Annotated in this window: 15 protein-coding genes and 1 pseudogene; 7 read left to right on the top strand and 9 right to left on the bottom strand. The window is 61.9% G+C overall.

From position 1 onward, the window contains the following. Positions 1–101: 101 nt before the first annotated feature. Positions 102–1,448: pseudogene (locus tag CWE01_RS34290) on the top strand (HAMP domain-containing protein); the annotation flags it as partial. A gap of 15 nt (positions 1,449–1,463) precedes the next feature. Continuing rightward, on the top strand, positions 1,464–2,306 hold the full coding sequence (locus CWE01_RS34285) for a methyl-accepting chemotaxis protein (RefSeq protein WP_371917142.1): 843 nt from the start codon (positions 1,464–1,466) through the stop codon (positions 2,304–2,306). Positions 2,307–2,337: 31 nt separating this feature from the next. Here CWE01_RS34285 and CWE01_RS14670 read toward each other — a convergent pair whose 3' ends face one another. The 3 genes from CWE01_RS14670 to CWE01_RS14660 all read right to left on the bottom strand — a co-directional run bounded on the left by CWE01_RS14670 (position 2,338) and on the right by CWE01_RS14660 (position 3,587). Next, on the bottom strand, positions 2,338–2,958 hold the full coding sequence (locus tag CWE01_RS14670) for an SOS response-associated peptidase (protein WP_100941257.1): 621 nt from the start codon (positions 2,956–2,958) through the stop codon (positions 2,338–2,340). A gap of 172 nt (positions 2,959–3,130) precedes the next feature. Beyond that, positions 3,131–3,391, bottom strand: a complete 261-nt coding sequence (locus tag CWE01_RS14665) for a putative signal transducing protein (RefSeq protein ID WP_100941256.1) — start codon at positions 3,389–3,391, stop codon at positions 3,131–3,133. A 13-nt stretch (positions 3,392–3,404) separates the two neighbouring features. Next, positions 3,405–3,587: a CPXCG motif-containing cysteine-rich protein gene (locus CWE01_RS14660; protein ID WP_100941255.1), complete on the bottom strand. Its 183-nt coding sequence runs from the start codon at positions 3,585–3,587 to the stop codon at positions 3,405–3,407. A 143-nt stretch (positions 3,588–3,730) separates the two neighbouring features. Between CWE01_RS14660 and CWE01_RS14655 the strand changes: the two genes are divergently transcribed. Continuing rightward, entirely contained in the window at positions 3,731–4,897 is a 1,167-nt protein-coding gene (locus CWE01_RS14655) for a 1-acyl-sn-glycerol-3-phosphate acyltransferase (RefSeq protein WP_100941254.1), read from the top strand. A 133-nt stretch (positions 4,898–5,030) separates the two neighbouring features. Continuing rightward, entirely contained in the window at positions 5,031–5,237 is a 207-nt protein-coding gene (locus CWE01_RS14650) for a hypothetical protein (protein WP_100941253.1), read from the top strand. Positions 5,238–5,258: 21 nt separating this feature from the next. Here CWE01_RS14650 and CWE01_RS14645 read toward each other — a convergent pair whose 3' ends face one another. Beyond that, complete coding sequence (locus CWE01_RS14645; RefSeq protein WP_100941252.1) at positions 5,259–5,843, bottom strand: YajG family lipoprotein; 585 nt, start codon at positions 5,841–5,843, stop codon at positions 5,259–5,261. Between the two features lie 929 nt (positions 5,844–6,772). Between CWE01_RS14645 and mqo the strand changes: the two genes are divergently transcribed. Next, positions 6,773–8,281, top strand: a complete 1,509-nt coding sequence (mqo, locus tag CWE01_RS14640) for a malate dehydrogenase (quinone) (RefSeq protein WP_100941251.1) — start codon at positions 6,773–6,775, stop codon at positions 8,279–8,281. Positions 8,282–8,480: 199 nt separating this feature from the next. On the opposite strand, the gene CWE01_RS14635 is transcribed toward mqo, so the two are convergent. Then, on the bottom strand, positions 8,481–8,768 hold the full coding sequence (locus tag CWE01_RS14635; RefSeq protein WP_100941250.1) for a PA4642 family protein: 288 nt from the start codon (positions 8,766–8,768) through the stop codon (positions 8,481–8,483). Positions 8,769–8,971: 203 nt separating this feature from the next. Between CWE01_RS14635 and glsB the strand changes: the two genes are divergently transcribed. Continuing rightward, positions 8,972–9,880, top strand: a complete 909-nt coding sequence (gene glsB, locus CWE01_RS14630) for a glutaminase B (RefSeq protein WP_100941249.1) — start codon at positions 8,972–8,974, stop codon at positions 9,878–9,880. 169 nt (positions 9,881–10,049) lie between these two features. Here glsB and garD read toward each other — a convergent pair whose 3' ends face one another. From garD to kdgD, 4 genes are all read right to left on the bottom strand, one after another. Then, positions 10,050–11,603 (bottom strand): galactarate dehydratase, encoded by a 1,554-nt coding sequence (gene garD / locus CWE01_RS14625; protein WP_100941248.1) that lies wholly within the window; start codon positions 11,601–11,603, stop codon positions 10,050–10,052. Between the two features lie 11 nt (positions 11,604–11,614). Beyond that, a complete protein-coding gene (locus CWE01_RS14620; protein ID WP_100941247.1) occupies positions 11,615–12,976 on the bottom strand; it encodes an MFS transporter in 1,362 nt (453 codons plus the stop codon). 98 nt (positions 12,977–13,074) lie between these two features. Continuing rightward, positions 13,075–14,520: an aldehyde dehydrogenase family protein gene (locus CWE01_RS14615; RefSeq protein WP_100941246.1), complete on the bottom strand. Its 1,446-nt coding sequence runs from the start codon at positions 14,518–14,520 to the stop codon at positions 13,075–13,077. Positions 14,521–14,577: 57 nt separating this feature from the next. Continuing rightward, positions 14,578–15,489, bottom strand: a complete 912-nt coding sequence (gene kdgD / locus CWE01_RS14610) for a 5-dehydro-4-deoxyglucarate dehydratase (RefSeq protein ID WP_100941245.1) — start codon at positions 15,487–15,489, stop codon at positions 14,578–14,580. Positions 15,490–15,715: 226 nt separating this feature from the next. Between kdgD and CWE01_RS14605 the strand changes: the two genes are divergently transcribed. After that, a complete protein-coding gene (locus CWE01_RS14605) occupies positions 15,716–17,341 on the top strand; it encodes a phospholipase (protein WP_100941244.1) in 1,626 nt (541 codons plus the stop codon). The last annotated feature ends 14 nt before the right edge of the window (positions 17,342–17,355 follow it).

Here is a 17,355-nt window from a genome sequence, read left to right as displayed (position 1 = left end):
AAGATTCATAAACCCGTCCAAGCCACGGCGGAGCCAGCCCCCGCACCTATCCATTTGCGACCTGCACGCATCCAAAGCAGCCATTTCGTCACGGCCCCCTCATGCCGGTGAAAACTCCAGCCGATACACACTGGCAGATGTCACTCCTTGCGTCCGGGGCTCTCATGAAATTCAAGTCGATCCAGTTTTCCGTCGCGGCCCTGGCCGGGGCCATTATTCTCAGCGTGGTCGGGGCCCTGGTGGTCTACGCCCTGTTTTCCGGGGCCAGGACCCAGGACATGGTGCAACAGCGCACCCAGGAGCAATTCGAACAGGTGATCCAGCAGCGCCTGGATGCGCTGGCCCGCACCCAGGTCAGCCAGATCCAGCGCGAACTCGAAGCGCCACTGCTGATCGCCGGTGGCCTGGTCAGGGTCAACACCTTGATCGGTACCACCGGTGCCGACGGCAAGCCCGCGTTGAGCCTCAGCCGCGAACAACTGATCAGCCTGGTCAAGGAAAACGTCCAGCAGAACCCGAAGATCCTCGGCACCTACATCGGCTGGGAAAAGAACGCCCTGGACCACAACGACGCCGCCTATGTCGACACCAAGGTCGCCGGTATCGACCCCAAGGATGGCCGCTTCCTGCCCTGGTGGTTCCGTAACGACGACGGCAGCCTCGGCGAGTCGAGCCTGGTGGATGTGGACGACCAGAAACTGCTCTCCACCGGCATTCGCGCCAGCGAGTACTACCTGTGCTCCAAGGAAACCAGGAAGTCCTGCGTGATCGACCCGGCGCCCTACAAGGTCGGCGACAAGATGGTCATGCTCGCCTCCTTTATCGAGCCGATCCTGCTCAACGGCGCGTTCCAGGGCATCGTCGGCGCCGACCTGTCGGTGAACTTCATCCAGGACATGCTGCTGGCCGCCAACCAGAAACTCTATGGCGGCGCCGGCAACATGGCGCTGGTGGGCACCAATGGACGCCTGGTGGCCTACACCAAGGATTCGAGCAAATTCGGCGAGAAAGCCGGCGACGTGATCGGGGCCGACAAAGTCGCAACCATGGGCAAGCTCAATCGCGGCGAAGTGACCTACAACGTCGACAAGGACAAAGGCACCATCGAGCTCTACCTGCCTTTCGGCATCGGCCAGACCGACGCGCGCTGGACCCTGATGCTGCAACTGCCGCTGGACGCCGTCATGGCTGACCTGCACAAATTGCAGGGCGACCTCGACACCCAGCGCAAGGCCGATATCTTCGGCATGGCGATGGTCGGCCTGGTGATCGCCGGCCTCGGCTTGCTGGTGATCTGGCTGGTGGGCCACGGCATCGCCCGCCCCCTCAAGCAGATGGTCGCCATGCTCGACGATATCGCCCAGGGCGAAGGCGACCTGACCCGTCGCCTGACCAGCGACCGTGCCGACGAACTGGGCTCGATCGCCAAGGGTTTCAATACCTTCCTGATCAAGTTGCAGGCGATGATCAGCCAGGTGGTGACCTCGGTGCAGAGTGTCAGCGACTCCTCCGAGCACACCGCGGATATCGCGATCCGCACCAACCAGGGCGTGCACAAGCAGATGGCCGAGATCGACCAGGTGGCCACCGCCGTGCAGGAAATGACCGCCACGGCCCAGGACGTGGCACGCAATGCGACCCAGGCGGCCCAGGCCGCCAGCCATGCCGACATGGCCGCCAGCGACGGGATGCGGATCGTCAAGGACACCTCGACCTCCATCGGCGCCCTGGCGCTGGAGATCGGCCGCGCGGTCGGCGTGGTGCAGACCCTGGCCAAGGACAGCGAGAACATCAATGCGATCCTGACAGCCATTCGTGGGATTGCCGAACAGACCAACCTGCTGGCGCTCAACGCGGCCATCGAAGCAGCCCGGGCCGGCGAGCAGGGTCGAGGCTTTGCGGTGGTGGCCGACGAAGTGCGCAATCTGGCGCAGAAGACCCAGAAGGCCACGGAAGAAATCCAGTCGATGATCCAGCAGTTGCAGCAGGGCACCCGCGACGTGGTCAAGGTCATGGAAGACAGCCAGACCAAGACCGACGAAAGCGTGCAACACGCGGCCAAGGCGGCCCAGGCGCTGGAAAGCATTACCCGGGCGGTGTCGGTGATCAACGACATGAACACCCAGATCGCCAGCGCGGCCGAGGAACAGAGCGCGGTGGCCGACGACATCAACCGCAACGTGATCAATATCGGTCAGGTGGCCAACGAAGTGGCGGGCGGCGCCGATGAGTCGAGCGCGGCCAGTGCGCAGTTGACCAAGCTGGCGGAGCAGCAGCGGCGCTTGATCAATCAGTTCAAGGTTTAGCCACACAAGAGCGAGGGGGCTTGCTCCCCGCTCAACCCGGCGTCAGGCACTCCGGCGCATTGAGCTTCGGATCGTTCACCAGATTGGCCAGCACCCGCTCGCGCAAAGGCGCCTGGGGACTGGCCAGCAAGGCCTGCAAATCCGGCATTGAGGTGTCGGCGGACAACCAGGCCTCCTGCCCCGCCGCATCCAGGATCAAGGGGCGCCGCTGATTCGACGCCGCCTGGGTCACCACCGCGGTGCTCAACCAGACATGCCCATCCACCGGATAGGCTTCCCAGATCGCCGCGAAAAACAGGCTCGACCCTTCCGCCGGGGTCAGCCAGTAAGGCCGCTTGCGCTGGGTACCGCGCCACTCGTAGAAGCCGTTGGCCGGCAGCAGGCAACGCCGCTCGCGGAACGCCTGGCGAAACATCGGCTGCTCGGCCAGGGTTTCGGCCCGGGCATGGGCCGGCGTCTTCGACAGATCGGTCAGCCACGCCGGGGTCAGCCCCCAACGGGCGCGGGCCAGCTCACGCTGCCCCTCGGCGGCACGCAGGATCAGCACCGAATCATTGGGCGAAATATTCCACTGCGCCTGCTGGTCGGCGGGAAAGCCGGGCAAGGCCGCGAAGGTGGGGTTCCAGCGAAACAGGGCATAACGTCCACACATGGGGCAATACGGCTCTTTTCAAAAACTCGGGGCAATCAAGATACACGCGGCCCTTGCAGGCGCCGGCTTGCTGGCGATGGGGCCAGTCAGCCCTGCATCGATTATCCGGCCGCCATCGCCAGCAAGCCGGCTCCTACAGGGTTCGCGGCGCGGTGAATATTGCACAGACAGGCTAACAGACCAGCACATCCGGAAAACTCTCCGGCTCGTCACCGGCCAGCGGCAGCGCCGCATTGTACGCGGCGATCAGCTCCCGCGCGCATTGCGCCTGGTCATTGTCCACCGCCAGGGCCAGCAAGCCGAAGACCGGCAACTCCCCCACCCCACCCAGCAGGTCACGCCCCACCAGGTGCGCCTGAATCCCTTCACTGGCGAGCATGCCTTGCAGCAACTCGCCTTCCATCAGGTTTTCCGGCTCGTAGATACGCTGCATAGGGAGGCCCTCATCACTCGTTCTCGCTGTAAACGTCGAGCATCCATTCCTCACCATCGGTCTGCAGGACAAAGGTGATCGGTCGACAGCACACCGCACAGTCCTCGATATAACTCTGGTCACCGCCGGACAAGTCCAGTACCGCCTCACCGATTTCACCGCAATAGGGACATTCGTAACGCTCAGTTTCCAGCATCGCGGCCTCCGAAGTGACTTGTGCGTATAATCGCCGGTCTATTTGCAAGGCTATTTTATGTCTGGGCTTTATTTTCCAGACCAGGCTTTGTTATTTATCACTCAAACCTCTACTTACCCTAGCCGTTTCCAACAAGAGAGAATATGGGCGAATTCGATACCATCCGACCTTACGACGACAGTGAAGTACCGGCCGTCATGGCCCGGCTGTTCGGCGACCGGGCGTTTCTAGATATCCTCACCCACTTCCGCTTCCCGCGCCTGGCCGGTGCCTTCGGCTGGCTGCTCAGACCCTTGATCGCCCACCGCCTGCGCCGTGAATTCGCCGGCGTGACATCAGTGGCCACCTTGCAGGACAAGGTCGAGGTCTACGTCGACCAGACCATCGAGCGCGCCACCGACGGCGTCACCTACACCGGCGTCGAACAGTTCAAGTCCGGCCAGGCCTACCTGTTCCTGGCCAACCACCGGGACATCGTGATGGACCCGGCGTTCGTCAACTATGCCGTGTATCACGCCGGTTTGCCCACGCCGCGGATCGCCATTGGCGACAACCTGCTGCAAAAACCCTTCGTCAGCGATCTGATGCGCCTGAACAAGAGTTTTATCGTGCACCGCTCGATCGCCGGACGTCGGGAAAAGATGGCCGCCTATCAACTGCTCTCGGCCTATATCAACCATTCGATCCGCCATGATTGCCAGTCGATCTGGATCGCCCAGGCCGAAGGACGGGCCAAGGACGGCGACGACCGTACCGAATCGGCGATCCTGAAAATGTTCCACATGAGCCGCAAGGACGAGCCGTTCGCCGAGGTCATCCGTTCGCTGAACCTGACCCCCGTGTCCATCAGCTACGAATACGATCCCTGCGACCAGGCCAAGGCCCGCGAGCTGTATATCCGCGCCACCACCGGCAGCTACACCAAGGCCCCGGGCGAGGATGACGTCAGCATCGCCAAGGGTATCACCGGCTACAAGGGCCGGGTGCATGTGAACTTCGCCGCGCCCCTGAGCGATGAATTCGAAGACACCAAGGTCCTGGCCACGGAAATGGACCGGCAGATTCTCGAAGGTTATCGCCTGTTCCCGGTGCACTACCTGGCGTATGCCCAGTGGAGCGACGCCGATCCGCAGTTGCAGGTGCCAGGCGCCGCCCAGGTGTTTGCCGCCGACGAACTGGCCAAGGCCGAGGCGCAATGGCAAAGCCGCCTGGACGCCTGCCCGGCCGAGCACCGTCCGTACCTGGTGCAGCAATACGCCACGCCGGTGCGCAATCAGTATCGGGTCAAGGCCGGCCTGGGGCTTCCATAGCCACAATCTGTAAACGACAACGGCGCCCATGGGCGCCGTTGTCGTTTCTGTCGGTCGGGTTAATTTCCGTTGTCACCGGAACGTCACCTTAACAAGCCAGTCTGTCGCCCCTCGATAGCCCACGGAGCTTGTCATGCTGCACGCAGAAAACCAGGATCGTCTTTATCTGATCGCCCCCAGTGACGAACAGCAAGCCCTGGTGGACGCCATGTCGTTCAACGTCCAGGACCGCCACTGGCTGGTCTATTGCGCCCTCGGCGGGCACCAGCACGCCGACCTGCCGGAAGCCGATCTGCTGACCGGGGTGAGCATGCTGGATCTTTATGTGGAAGCGGCGTGAGCCGGCTCCACACCACTCAGATTATTCGCTCAGCACCTGGCCGATTTTCGGGTCCTTGAACACCCGGGTCAGCGCATCGCTCAACACGTCGCTGATCAACTTGGTGTTCGCCTCTTCGTTCGGCGCCATGCCGAAACGCTGGTTCAACGACGCCCCGTAGCTACCGCTGTAACGACGGTTGGCGTTGCTCACATCAGAGCGAAAGTTGGCCCCGATGGTCGCCTCGGTCACATAGACCCCTTCTTTCGGCGACTGATAGGTCAGGTCGGACAAGGTCACGGTCAGGGTCGGCGCATTCATCGCATTCGGCGAAGGGGTAAAGCCCAACAGGCGTACGGCCGCGTCGGCCTGGGCCTGCAGTTTCGGGATCAGGTCGGCGCCTTGCACGGTAATGGCGCTGGTTTCAGGATACAGGCCGCCCCGCGTGCCCAATACCGGCGAACGACGACCGTCCACCACCCGCACCACCACCGGCTGACCATGACCGACCGGCGCCAACTGAGTGGTGAGCGTGGGCTGCGGGCTGAGTTGTTGCGGGCTGTTGGCACAGCCGACAAGTGTCAAACTGGTTACAGTGATCAAACCGAACAACAGGCGTTGCAACATGCTCATCTCTCCAAGGACCAGGCATCATTCAGGCGCTGAGTATAGCGGGGCCCGGGCGTCGCTCACCAGCGCCACCACGGCTTGCTGAAAAGTCTGACAAACCGGGGCGGCCGGCGTTCCCGTCACAAACCTGTCACAGGGTTCTGCAACCCTGCGCACGGCCTCCGATCGACGCCACTGCCCGGCATCTGACCAGATGCCGAATAAAAGTCATTAAACACGACCATTTCTCCCCGTTTCTTAGTTACAATCTCCCCCCGATTATAAGGACGTCTCCTGATCGGGCCTCGCAGCACCGCCAATGCGCTTGCATCGGCACCTTCGTACTGCCCACAGAGAGCCGCCCACACAGATCGAGTGAAGCCGGCGAGCTTGCTGTTACCTGCGCAAACCACCGTTTTCAGCGAATCTGCCAGAGCTGCCCTTGTGCTCGCTCACTGAGTTGTTGGCCCGTGCCGCCTGCCCTTCCCGGCCGGTATTCGCACCGCGGGCCCGGTGACAGACCGCGGCAGCCCTTTTTTGAGGTTCACGTCTTCAAAAGAGCGTGAAAAAACGGGTTTTCACAACTTCACGAGAGTGTGGCGAACAAATGAATAGTTTCGCGTCTGAACAGGCACCATCAGCGTCCCCAACGGCCTCATCACACAGGACCCGATACACCCCGACAGGTGCTTGACGCCTGTTCGCTTACGGATTTGGTTGCACGAATCGGACGCTCTTGACCATAAGTCGAATTGCCCGTGTTGCCCGCACATGCGTTCATACGCACCTTGGGCCCACCGGCAGCGTCCGCTGAAGTTGCAAGAAATTGCGAAGAATCGGACATGGCCTTCCTGGTCGGGTCATTGCTGGGCTAACGTCAAACGTGCCCCGCCCATGCCCGGCAGCCATGCCGTCAATGTGGTGCTGCAGATTTTGGAGACGCGTTAATGGCGCATAACGAAGCAGTTGATGTGGTCCTGGTTGGGGCCGGCATCATGAGTGCCACCCTTGCGGTGCTGCTCAAGGAGCTCGACCCCGCGATCAAGCTGGAAGTCGTCGAGCTGATGGATTCCGGTGCCGCGGAGAGTTCCAACCCGTGGAACAACGCCGGTACCGGCCATGCCGGGCTGTGCGAGCTGAATTACACGCCGCAGGCGGCTGACGGCTCCATCGACATCAAGAAAGCCGTGCACATCAACACCCAGTTCGAGGTGTCGAAGCAGTTCTGGGCCTATCTGACCCAGAAAGGCACCTTCGGCTCGTGCAAATCCTTCATCAGCCCGGTACCGCACCTGAGTTTCGTCCAGGGCGAAAAAGGCGTCGACTTCCTCAAGAAGCGCTTTGAAGCCATGCATCCGCACCATGCCTTCGCCGAGATGGAATACACCGAAGACCGCGCGAAGATGGCCGAGTGGATGCCGCTGATGATGCCGGGCCGCGCGGCCGACGAGGCGATTGCCGCGACCCGCGTGATGAAAGGCACCGACGTCAACTTCGGCGCGTTGACCAATCAGTTGCTCAAGCACCTGACCAGCACACCCGATGCCCAGGTCAAGTACTGCAAGCGCGTCACCGGCCTCAAGCGCAACGGCGCCGGCTGGACCGTGAGCATCAAGGACGTGAACAGCGGCAACAGCCGTGAAGTCGATGCCAAGTTCGTCTTCCTCGGTGCTGGTGGCGCGGCGTTGCCGTTGCTGCAGGCTTCGGGCATCGAGGAGAGCAAGGGCTTCGGCGGTTTCCCGGTGAGCGGCCAGTGGCTGCGTTGCGACAACCCGGACGTGGTCAAGCACCACCAGGCCAAGGTCTACAGCCAGGCCGCCGTGGGTTCGCCGCCGATGTCCGTGCCGCACCTGGACACCCGTGTGGTCGACGGCAAGAAGTCCCTGCTGTTCGGGCCTTATGCCGGTTTCACCACCAAGTTCCTCAAGCACGGTTCGCTGATGGACCTGCCGCTGTCGGTGCGTGCTGGCAATATCGGCCCGATGCTGGCCGTGGCCCGCGACAACATGGACCTGACCAAGTACCTGATCAGCGAAGTGATGCAGTCCATGGAGCAGCGCCTGGAATCCCTGCGCCGCTTCTACCCGGAGGTGAAAGCCGAGGACTGGCGCCTGGAGACGGCCGGCCAGCGGGTGCAGATCATCAAGAAAGACGCGAAGAAAGGTGGCGTCCTGCAATTCGGTACCGAACTGGTCGCGGCCAAGGACGGCTCGCTGGCCGCCCTGCTCGGCGCATCGCCGGGTGCCTCGGTGACCGTGTCGATCATGCTGGAACTGATCGAGCGCTGCTTCGCGGACAAGGCCAAGGGTGAGTGGGCGGCCAAGCTCCACGAGATCTTCCCGGCACGGGAAAAGGTCCTGGAGACAGATGCCGCGTTGTATCGCCAGATCAATGCGCAGAACAACGTTCGCCTGGAACTGGTTGAGCCGAGCAGCGAGACCGAAAGCTACGCTTGAGGTGATCGCTGACAAAAACGCCCCGCTCTTCGGTTGAAGAGCGGGGCGTTTTTTTGATCGGGGTTTGACGAAAATCCGCGTTATCGTTCATCGCGAGCAAGCTTGCTCCTACAGGAACGGTGCCGTACGCGAAATATCGGTTCGCCGAAGTATTGCAGGAGCAAGCTTGCTCGCGATGCAGGCGACGCGGTCTTGAGTCTTACCCGCGAGCGTTGTCGATCAACTCGATATAGTCGCCGGCATTACGTTGATCGCGGATCAGGCTCACGAAGTCCTGGCCGTGCTCGTCTTTGCCGTCGAGGTCGTAACCGGCTTCCTTGAAGAACCCCAGGAAGCGCTCGAAATCGTCGATACGCAGGCCACGGTAGGCCTTGATCAGTTTGTGCAGGGACGGCGAAGTGGCGTCGACCGGCTCGAAATCGAGAAACAACTTGATCTGCGCATCGCCGATCTCGTCACCAATCACCTGTTTCTTATCTTTGCGCATTACCGGCTCCAGCCAACAGACATTACACGGGGCAGGCAGTTTACCCCCGCCTCTGCTCCGGTCTCAACGAGTACTAACTGATCCGGTCCACACGCGTATCCACAGCTCAACCCCGAGCGTAAAAACTGTGCTCCGAAGCCTGCACGCGGCGTCTAGCAGCATGTAGCCCCGCAACCCGGCGGGAAGTGACTGCGAGCCCGAGCATGCAAGCGCTGTTGAACGAGATCCTCGATGAAGTCCGGCCATTGATCGGTCAGGGCAAGGTGGCCAATTACATTCCGGCGCTGGCGGATGTGCCGGCCAATCAACTGGGTATTGCCGTGTATGGCAATGACGGCGAAATGTTCTGTGCCGGCGACGCGCACACACCGTTCTCGATCCAGAGTATTTCCAAGGTCTTCAGCCTGGTGCAGGCGATCAACCACTCCGGCGAGGCGATCTGGGAGCGGCTGGGCCATGAACCCTCCGGGCAGCCGTTCAACTCGCTGGTGCAGCTGGAGTTCGAACGCGGTCGTCCACGTAACCCGTTTATCAACGCCGGCGCCCTGGTGATCTGCGATATCAATCAATCGCGCTTCGCCGCCCCGGCGCTGTCGATGCGCGATTTCGCCCGGCGCCTGTCGGGCAATATGCAGGTCATGGTGGACGGCAAGGTGGCCGAGTCGGAATACCAGCACCGGGCGCGCAACGCGGCCATGGCTTATCTGATGCAGTCGTTCGGCAACTTTCACAACGATGTGGAAGCCGTGCTGCGCAGCTATTTCAGCCACTGCGCCCTGCGCATGAACTGCATCGACCTGGCGCGGGCATTCTGCTTCCTGGCCAATGACGGGTTCTGCAAGCACAGCGGCGAACAGATCCTGACCCGGCGCCAGACCCAGCAGGTCAACTCGATCATGGCCACCAGCGGGCTGTATGACGAGGCCGGGAATTTTGCCTATCGGGTCGGCTTGCCGGGCAAGAGCGGTGTCGGTGGCGGGATTGTCGCGGTGGTGCCGGGGCGCTTTACCGTGTGCGTCTGGGCACCGGAGCTGAATGTCGCCGGCAACTCGCTGGTGGGCATGGCGGCGCTGGAATTGCTGAGCGAGCGGATTGGTTGGTCGGTGTTCTAGGCAGAAAGACCGCGTTATCGTTCATCGTCGGCAAGCCAGGCTCCTACAGTACAGCGTCAGGCGCAGATTTTGCGCATGACACAAAACCTGTAGGAGCCTGGCTTGCCAGCGAAGAGGCCCTCAAGCCCCCTCACAAGCAATGGCTCCGACACCGGGCGGAACAAGAGCCTCAGGTAATCGGCGCCGGGTTGAACAAGGTAATGTCGTTGTGCAGCTTGTGCTGCTCGGCCCAGGTCTTTTTCCGGCCGCTGGCGACATCCAGGTAGTAGTTGAACAACTCCCAGCCCAGGTCCTCGATGGAAGCCCGCCCCGTGGCAATCCGCCCGGCATCGATATCAATCAGGTCCGGCCAGCGCTGTGCCAGCTCGGTACGGGTCGAAACCTTGACCACCGGCGCCATCGCCAAGCCATAAGGCGTTCCACGCCCGGTGGTGAACACATGCAGGTTCATCCCGGCCGCCAGTTGCAAGGTGCCACAGACGAAATCACTGGCCGGCGTCGCGCAGAAGATCAGGCCCTTGCGCGTAAAGCGCTCGCCCGGGCCGAGCACGCCGTTGATCGCGCTGCTGCCGGACTTGACGATGGAGCCCAGGGACTTCTCGACAATGTTCGACAACCCGCCCTTCTTGTTCCCCGGCGTGGTATTCGCGCTGCGATCAGCCTCGCCCTTGGCCAGGTAGCGGTCGTACCAGTCCATCTCGCGCACCAGCGCCTCGGCAACCGGCAGGCTTTCCGCCCGCGAGGTCAGCAGGTAGATCGCATCGCGCACTTCCGTCACTTCGGAAAACATCACCGTCGCCCCGGCCCGCAACAGCAGGTCGGAGGCATAACCCAAGGCCGGGTTGGCGGTAATCCCGGAAAACGCATCGCTGCCGCCACACTGCATGCCGAGGATCAGCTCCGACGCCGGCACGGTTTCCCGACGCCGCAGATCGAGCTTCTTCAGACGGGTTTCCGCCAACGCCATGATCTGCTCGATCATCTCGGTAAAACCGTGACTGGAATCCTGCAGCCGATACAACCACGGCTCGCTCAGGTCCACCGAGCTGTCGCCTTCGTGCATCACCTGCCCGGCCTGCAACTTCTCGCAGCCCAGGCTGATGACCAAGGCTTCGCCCCCCAGGTTCGGGTTACGCGCCAGGTTGCGCACGGTACGGATCGGGATATAGGCGTCGGTGGCGGTAATCGCCACGCCACAGCCATAGCTGTGGGTCAATGCGACCACATCATCGACATGGGGGTACTTGGGCAGCAACTCATCCTTGATGCGCTTGACCGCATGGTCCAGCACACCGGTGACGCACTGCACCGTGGTGGTGATGCCGAGGATATTGCGCGTGCCAACGGTGCCGTCGGCATTGCGATAGCCCTCGAAGGTAAAGCCCTCAAGCGGCGCCTGGGCCGCCGGCACATCGGTGGACAGCGGCAGGCTGTCCAGCGGCGGCGCGGTAGGCATGCGCAGTTGATCTTCCTTGACCCAACTGCCCTGGGGAATCGGCAGCAACGCATAACCGATGACCTGGCCGTAGCGGATCACTTCGCCGCCCTCGGCGATATCCACCAGCGTCACCTTGTGGCTCTGGGGAATGTGCTCGCGGGTCACCAGGCCGTCCGGGAACTCGGTACCGGCCGGTACACCCTGGTCATTGACCACGATCACCACATTGTCGCGCTCGTGCAGGCGGATGTAGCGCGGCGAGTCGGAATGTTCAATCAACTGCATGACGCCGCTCCTCAGGAATGGGCTTGGGACAGACGGGGCTCGCTATTGAGCTTGGGACCGGCCGGCGGATCGCGCAGTTCGACGCGCTTGATCTCACCGACGATCACCACATAGCTGATCACCGCCAACAGCGCATTGGCGCCGACAAACACCAGGGCCCACTTGAACGAACCGGTGGCGCTGATGATGTAGCCGATGACGATCGGCGTGGTGATGGAGGCGATATTGCCGAACATGTTGAACAGGCCACCGCTCAAACCGGCGATCTGCTTCGGCGAGGTATCCGATACCACTGCCCAGCCCAGTGCACCCACGCCCTTGCCGAAGAAGGCCAGGGCCATGAAGCCCACCACCATCCATTCGATGTCCACGTAGTTGCAGGCGACGATAGTGGTCGAAAGCAACAGGCCGCCAATGATCGGCGCCTTGCGGGCGAAGGTCAGGGAGTGGCCGCGGCGCAGCAGGTAGTCGGAAATGATCCCGCCCAGCACGCCACCGATAAAACCGCAGATCGCCGGCAAGGAGGCGATGAAGCCAGCCTTGAGGATAGTCATGCCGCGCTCCTGCACCAGGTACACCGGGAACCAGGTCAGGAAGAAATAGGTGATGCCGTTGATGCAGTACTGGCCCAGGTAGACACCGAGCATCATGCGGTTGGTCAGCAGTTGGCGCACGTAGTCCCACTTCGGACCGCCACCGGCGACCTTGCCCTGGTCCATATCGACCATGCCGCCGTTCTCGGCGATATGGTTGAACTCGGCGTCGTTGATCATCGGGTGCTGGCGCGGGCTGTGGATAACTTTCAGCCAGATCAGCGAGAACACCACGCCCAGGCAACCCATCACCAGGAACACATGCTGCCAGCCGAAGGTGAACACGATCCAGCCCATCAGCGGTGCGAACAGCACGGTGGCGAAGTATTGCGCGGAGTTGAAGATCGCCGAGGCGGTGCCGCGTTCGGCGGTCGGGAACCAGGCCGCGACGATACGGGCGTTACCGGGAAAGGATGGCGCTTCGGCCAGGCCCACCAGGAAGCGCAGCATGAACAGCGCAACCACGGCGGTGGAGATGCCGAACTCGCCGACATAACCTTGCATGGCAGTGAACAGCGACCAGGTGAAGATGCTCAGTGCATAGACTTTTTTCGAGCCGAAACGGTCGAGCAGCCAGCCGCCGGGAATCTGCCCGAGCACATAGGCCCAGCCGAAGGCGGAGAAGATATAACCGAGGGTGACGGCGTCGATGCCGAGGCTTTTTTGCAGGCTGGAGCCGGCAATGGCGATGGTGGCACGGTCGGCATAATTGATCGTGGTCACCAGGAACAGCATGAGCAGAATCAAATAGCGGACGTGCGTCTGCTTGGTCGCTTGCATGTAGATGTACTCCCACTCTTTATTTTTTTACGCGGGTAAAACATTCAGTGATGTACCGCACGAGGCCTCAGGCAAAAGCCCCGTGCGGGTAAAGCGGGTTACGAACCGATGTAGCTGGTTTTGACGACGGTGTAGAACTCCTGGGCGTAGCGACCTTGCTCACGGGAACCGTAGGACGAACCTTTGCGCCCGCCGAACGGCACGTGGTAGTCCACGCCCGCGGTCGGCAGGTTGACCATCACCATCCCGGCCTGGGAGTGGCGCTTGAAGTGGTTGGCGTACTTCAGCGAGGTGGTGGCGATACCGGCGGAGAGGCCGAACTCGGTGTCGTTGGCCATGGCCAGCGCGGCTTCGTAATCGGCCACGCGGACGATGTTGGCCACCGGGCCGAAGATCTCTTCGCGGCTGATGCGCATCGAGGCTTCGCTGTCGGCAAACAGTGTTGGCGCGAGGAAATAGCCTTCGGTATCGCAAGTCACCAGCTCACCGCCGGAGACCAGGCGCGCACCTTCGGACTGGCCGATATTGATGTAGCTCAGATCCTGCTCCAGTTGTGCCTGGGACACCACAGGACCAATGTCGGTACCGCTCTTGAGGGCGTGACCGACCTTGATCGAACGCATGCGCTCGGCCATGGCTTCGACGAACTTGTCGTGAATCCCGGCGGTAACGATCAAGCGGCTGGACGCCGTGCAACGTTGGCCGGTGGAGTAGAACGCGCTCTGCACCGCCAGCTCGACGGCCTGCTTGAGGTCGGCGTCATCGAGGATGACCTGCGGGTTCTTCCCGCCCATCTCCAGCTGCACCTTGGCCTGGCGCGACACGCAGTTGACCGCGATCTGCCGGCCGACGCCGACCGAACCGGTGAAGCTGATGCCGTCGACTTTCGGGCTGTTGACCATGGCGTCGCCGACCAGGCGGCCGCTGCCCATCACCAGGTTGAACACACCGGCCGGGAAACCGGCGCGGGAAATGATTTCCGCCAGGGCCCAGGCACAACCAGGGACCAGCTCGGCCGGCTTGAGCACTACGCAGTTGCCGTAGGCCAGGGCCGGAGCGATCTTCCAGGCCGGAATCGCGATCGGGAAGTTCCACGGGGTGATCAGGCCGACCACGCCCAGCGCTTCACGGGTCACTTCGACGTTGACGCCCGGACGCACCGACGGCAGGTAATCGCCGGACAGACGCAGGCATTCGCCGGCGAAGAACTTGAAGATATTACCGGCACGGCTGACTTCGCCGATGGCTTCGGGCAGGGTCTTGCCCTCTTCCCGGGCCAGCAGGTTACCCAGCTCTTCGCGACGGGCGAGAATTTCCGAACCGACTTTATCCAGCGCATCGCTGCGGGCCTGGATACCGGAAGTGGACCAGGCCGGGAACGCTTCACGAGCGGCGTCGATGGCCGACTGCACCTGGACCAGGTCAGCCTTGGCGTACTCACCGATGACATCGGACAAGTCCGACGGGTTGATATTGGCCGAGTACTCGGCACCGGCGACCCATTGGCCACCGATGTAGTTGTCGAAACGTTTTGCATCTGCCACGGAAAACCTCCTGAACCGAAAAAGCCGCTGATTGCTCAGCGGCCTGTTTATTCGTTCTTACTGTGCGCCTTGCTTGTCGATCAGCGCGGCCAGGGCGTCATATTCGTCCGGCAGCAGGTCGGTCAGCGGCGTGCGCACGGGGCCGGCGTCATAACCGGCGATCTTCGCCCCGGCCTTGACGATGCTCACAGCGTAGCCGGAACGACGGTTGCGGATGTCCAGGTACGGCAGGAAGAAGTCGTCGATGATCTTGCCGACGGTGGCGTGATCGTCCCGGGCAATGGCGTGGTAGAAATCCATCGCGGTTTTCGGGATGAAGTTGAACACCGCCGAGGAGTAGACCGGCACACCGAGGGCCTTGTAGGCCGCGGCATAGACTTCCGCGGTAGGCAGGCCGCCCAGGTAGCTGAAACGATCGCCGAGACGATGACGGATCGACACCATCAGTTCGATATCGCCCAGGCCATCCTTGTAGCCGATCAGGTTCGGGCAGCGCTCGGCCAGGCGTTCCAGCAGCGGTGCGGTCAGGCGGCAGACGTTGCGGTTGTACACCACCACGCCGATCTTCACCGACTTGCACACGGCTTCAACGTGGGCGGCAACACCTTCCTGGCTGGCTTCGGTCAGGTAGTGCGGCAGCAACAGCAGGCCTTTGGCGCCAAGACGTTCGGCTTCCTGGGCGTACTCGATGGCCTGGCGGGTCGCACCACCGACACCGGCGAGGATCGGCACGCTACCGGCGCAGGTATCGACGGCGGTTTTCACCACTTCGGAATATTCACTGGCTGCCAGGGAGAAGAATTCACCGGTACCGCCGGCGGCGAACAGCGCGGTGGCGCCGTAAGGGGCCAGCCACTCCAGGCGCTTGACGTAGCCGGCGCGATGGAAATCGCCCTGGGCATTGAAATCGGTCACCGGAAAGGACAGCAGGCCGGAGGAGAGGATGGACTTCAGTTCTTGTGGATTCATTATTCGAACACCCTGGGAAGCACGTTGTGATGAAAGAGACAGCGCAGACTGGCTGATGTCGTACGTCATCGTACAACTTAAATAACAAAGGTCAACAGGAATCGCTCAACCGATCCCACAAGATTTTCCCTCCTTGACGTAGGATTTTTTTCGTCTAGGCTCAATTTTAGCTGTATATACATACAGTTAATTTGGATAAAAAAGACGACATATCAAGGAGCCAGACATGTCAGCCACTCCACAGCACGCGCAGGATTTCCTGCTGCACGACGGCAAGGTCATTGCCGAACTGGACAGCCTCTTCACCGAACAAGGTATCGCCATTCCGGGCGATGGCGCGGCGGTGATCCTTCTCGCCGAAGGTCATCACACCCTCAAGTATCACCAGCCAACGGCGTTCGACAGCGCACTCAAGGGCAAACCCCAGGCACGCTTCGAAGGCGGCGAACACACCGCCATCGGCGACAGCGCCCAGTTGCGTTTTGCCAAGGACGTAGCGGCCATTCCGGCCTGGCAGGTCGAGCTGCACCTGACCAACGGCCTGGCCTTGACCTACGGCCAGATCGTCGCCCTGGGTGGCGACTTCTACGGAATCCCGGACCGCCCGATCGCCGACGGCAGCACCCCGGCCGACCGGCAGGCACGCTTTACCGCTTCCTTCAACTCGCTGGCGGTACTGCCCGCCTCCCGCGACGAAGCGCAGAAAATCCTGCAGGTGATGAAAACCGAGATCAACGCCGCCAACCAGGCGATCAAGGACGGCAAGCAGCCTCACGAAGCCTACGACGAACTGGGCGATACCCTCTCCGGCGAGTGGAACAAGATCACCGGTGGCGGCAGCTTTGCCTCGCCGCTGTTTCCCCTTGGCCGTTACCTGAAACTGGCCGCGAGCAACTGGGACCACTTCGGCGAATGGGCGCTCCTGGCTTACCAGGCCGGGCACGCCGCCGCCCTGCAACAGGCCGCCCTGGCGCACAAGAGCGGTGTCGACCAGGACCTGGAATTGGCCTACGCGATGAACGCCTTTGCCGATCATTTCCTCACCGACCTGTTCTCCGGCGGCCATCTGCGGGTGCCGCGCAAGCAACTGGCCGACAGCGTTACCCCCAGCGATGTGGGTTCGCTGATCTCCCGCTTCATGCACGACGAAGACAGCAAGTTCGGCCTGAAAGTCAGCAATGGCCGGGGCGACAAGTGGAACTGCTACGGCGACAAGCGCTATTTCGACACCGTCGACAGCAGCAACCGGCTGCAGGTCAAACAGGCGGTGCAGCAATCGGTGGATGAAGTCTTCGCGGTGTTTCTCAGCGGTGTCGTCGTACCTCCCGAAGCCTATTCCGCGCTGCGTTCGGTGCCGGACCTGGCGAAGGTGGAAAACAGCCAGGACAGCCTGAATTTCGCCCCGCTGTTCGCCCTCAAGGGCAAGACCGTGCTGCGCCGCAACGACGTCAACAACCTCAACGACCGCAGCCAGAGCGACAGCTGGTGGGGTTGGAGTACCTATCTGCTGCTCAAGGACTACAAGCCGAACTTGCCTGCCGGCTACCTCAATCCTCCCGGCGTGGCCCCGACCATCAAGGCCGATGGCTGGCAGAGCCGCACGCCCAGCGAACCCAACTGGCTGCCGGGCAATGCCGTGCGTTACGCCTTCAGCTACACCAAGGGGCTGGATGAGTCCTATATCGGCCCGTGGACGGCCTATGCCGAACTGACCGATCGTTTCCAGCCGACGCTGAATGTGCCGGTGGGGGCGACGGGACGTAATGTGTTCCGCCAGTTCCGTGGCGGTTCGCCGGAGCTGATCGGCACGCTGGACGGCCAGGCCACCACCTTTATCGACAACCATCAGTGACAGGGAGATCAGTC

The organism is Pseudomonas sp. QS1027 (genome assembly GCF_002814235.1).
In the GTDB taxonomy this organism is placed as follows: domain Bacteria; phylum Pseudomonadota; class Gammaproteobacteria; order Pseudomonadales; family Pseudomonadaceae; genus Aquipseudomonas.
This window is presented reverse-complemented; position numbering and strand designations above follow the sequence as displayed.

Excerpts from the sequence above, each read along its gene's own strand:
- CWE01_RS14670 (WP_100941257.1), bottom strand. The coding sequence starts at position 2,958 with ATGTGTGGACGTTATGCCCTGTTTCGCTGGAACCCCACCTTCGCGGCC.
- CWE01_RS14665 (WP_100941256.1), bottom strand. The coding sequence starts at position 3,391 with ATGCAGCGTATCTACGAGCCGGAAAACCTGATGGAAGGCGAGTTGCTG.
- CWE01_RS14660 (WP_100941255.1), bottom strand. The coding sequence starts at position 3,587 with ATGCTGGAAACTGAGCGTTACGAATGTCCCTATTGCGGTGAAATCGGT.
- CWE01_RS14655 (WP_100941254.1), top strand. The coding sequence starts at position 3,731 with ATGGGCGAATTCGATACCATCCGACCTTACGACGACAGTGAAGTACCG.
- CWE01_RS14635 (WP_100941250.1), bottom strand. The coding sequence starts at position 8,768 with ATGCGCAAAGATAAGAAACAGGTGATTGGTGACGAGATCGGCGATGCG.
- CWE01_RS14645 (WP_100941252.1), bottom strand. The coding sequence starts at position 5,843 with ATGTTGCAACGCCTGTTGTTCGGTTTGATCACTGTAACCAGTTTGACA.
- CWE01_RS34285 (WP_371917142.1), top strand. The coding sequence starts at position 1,464 with ATGATCAGCCAGGTGGTGACCTCGGTGCAGAGTGTCAGCGACTCCTCC.
- garD (WP_100941248.1), bottom strand. The coding sequence starts at position 11,603 with ATGCAGTTGATTGAACATTCCGACTCGCCGCGCTACATCCGCCTGCAC.
- mqo (WP_100941251.1), top strand. The coding sequence starts at position 6,773 with ATGGCGCATAACGAAGCAGTTGATGTGGTCCTGGTTGGGGCCGGCATC.
- glsB (WP_100941249.1), top strand. The coding sequence starts at position 8,972 with ATGCAAGCGCTGTTGAACGAGATCCTCGATGAAGTCCGGCCATTGATC.
- CWE01_RS14620 (WP_100941247.1), bottom strand. The coding sequence starts at position 12,976 with ATGCAAGCGACCAAGCAGACGCACGTCCGCTATTTGATTCTGCTCATG.
- kdgD (WP_100941245.1), bottom strand. The coding sequence starts at position 15,489 with ATGAATCCACAAGAACTGAAGTCCATCCTCTCCTCCGGCCTGCTGTCC.
- CWE01_RS14650 (WP_100941253.1), top strand. The coding sequence starts at position 5,031 with ATGCTGCACGCAGAAAACCAGGATCGTCTTTATCTGATCGCCCCCAGT.
- CWE01_RS14605 (WP_100941244.1), top strand. The coding sequence starts at position 15,716 with ATGTCAGCCACTCCACAGCACGCGCAGGATTTCCTGCTGCACGACGGC.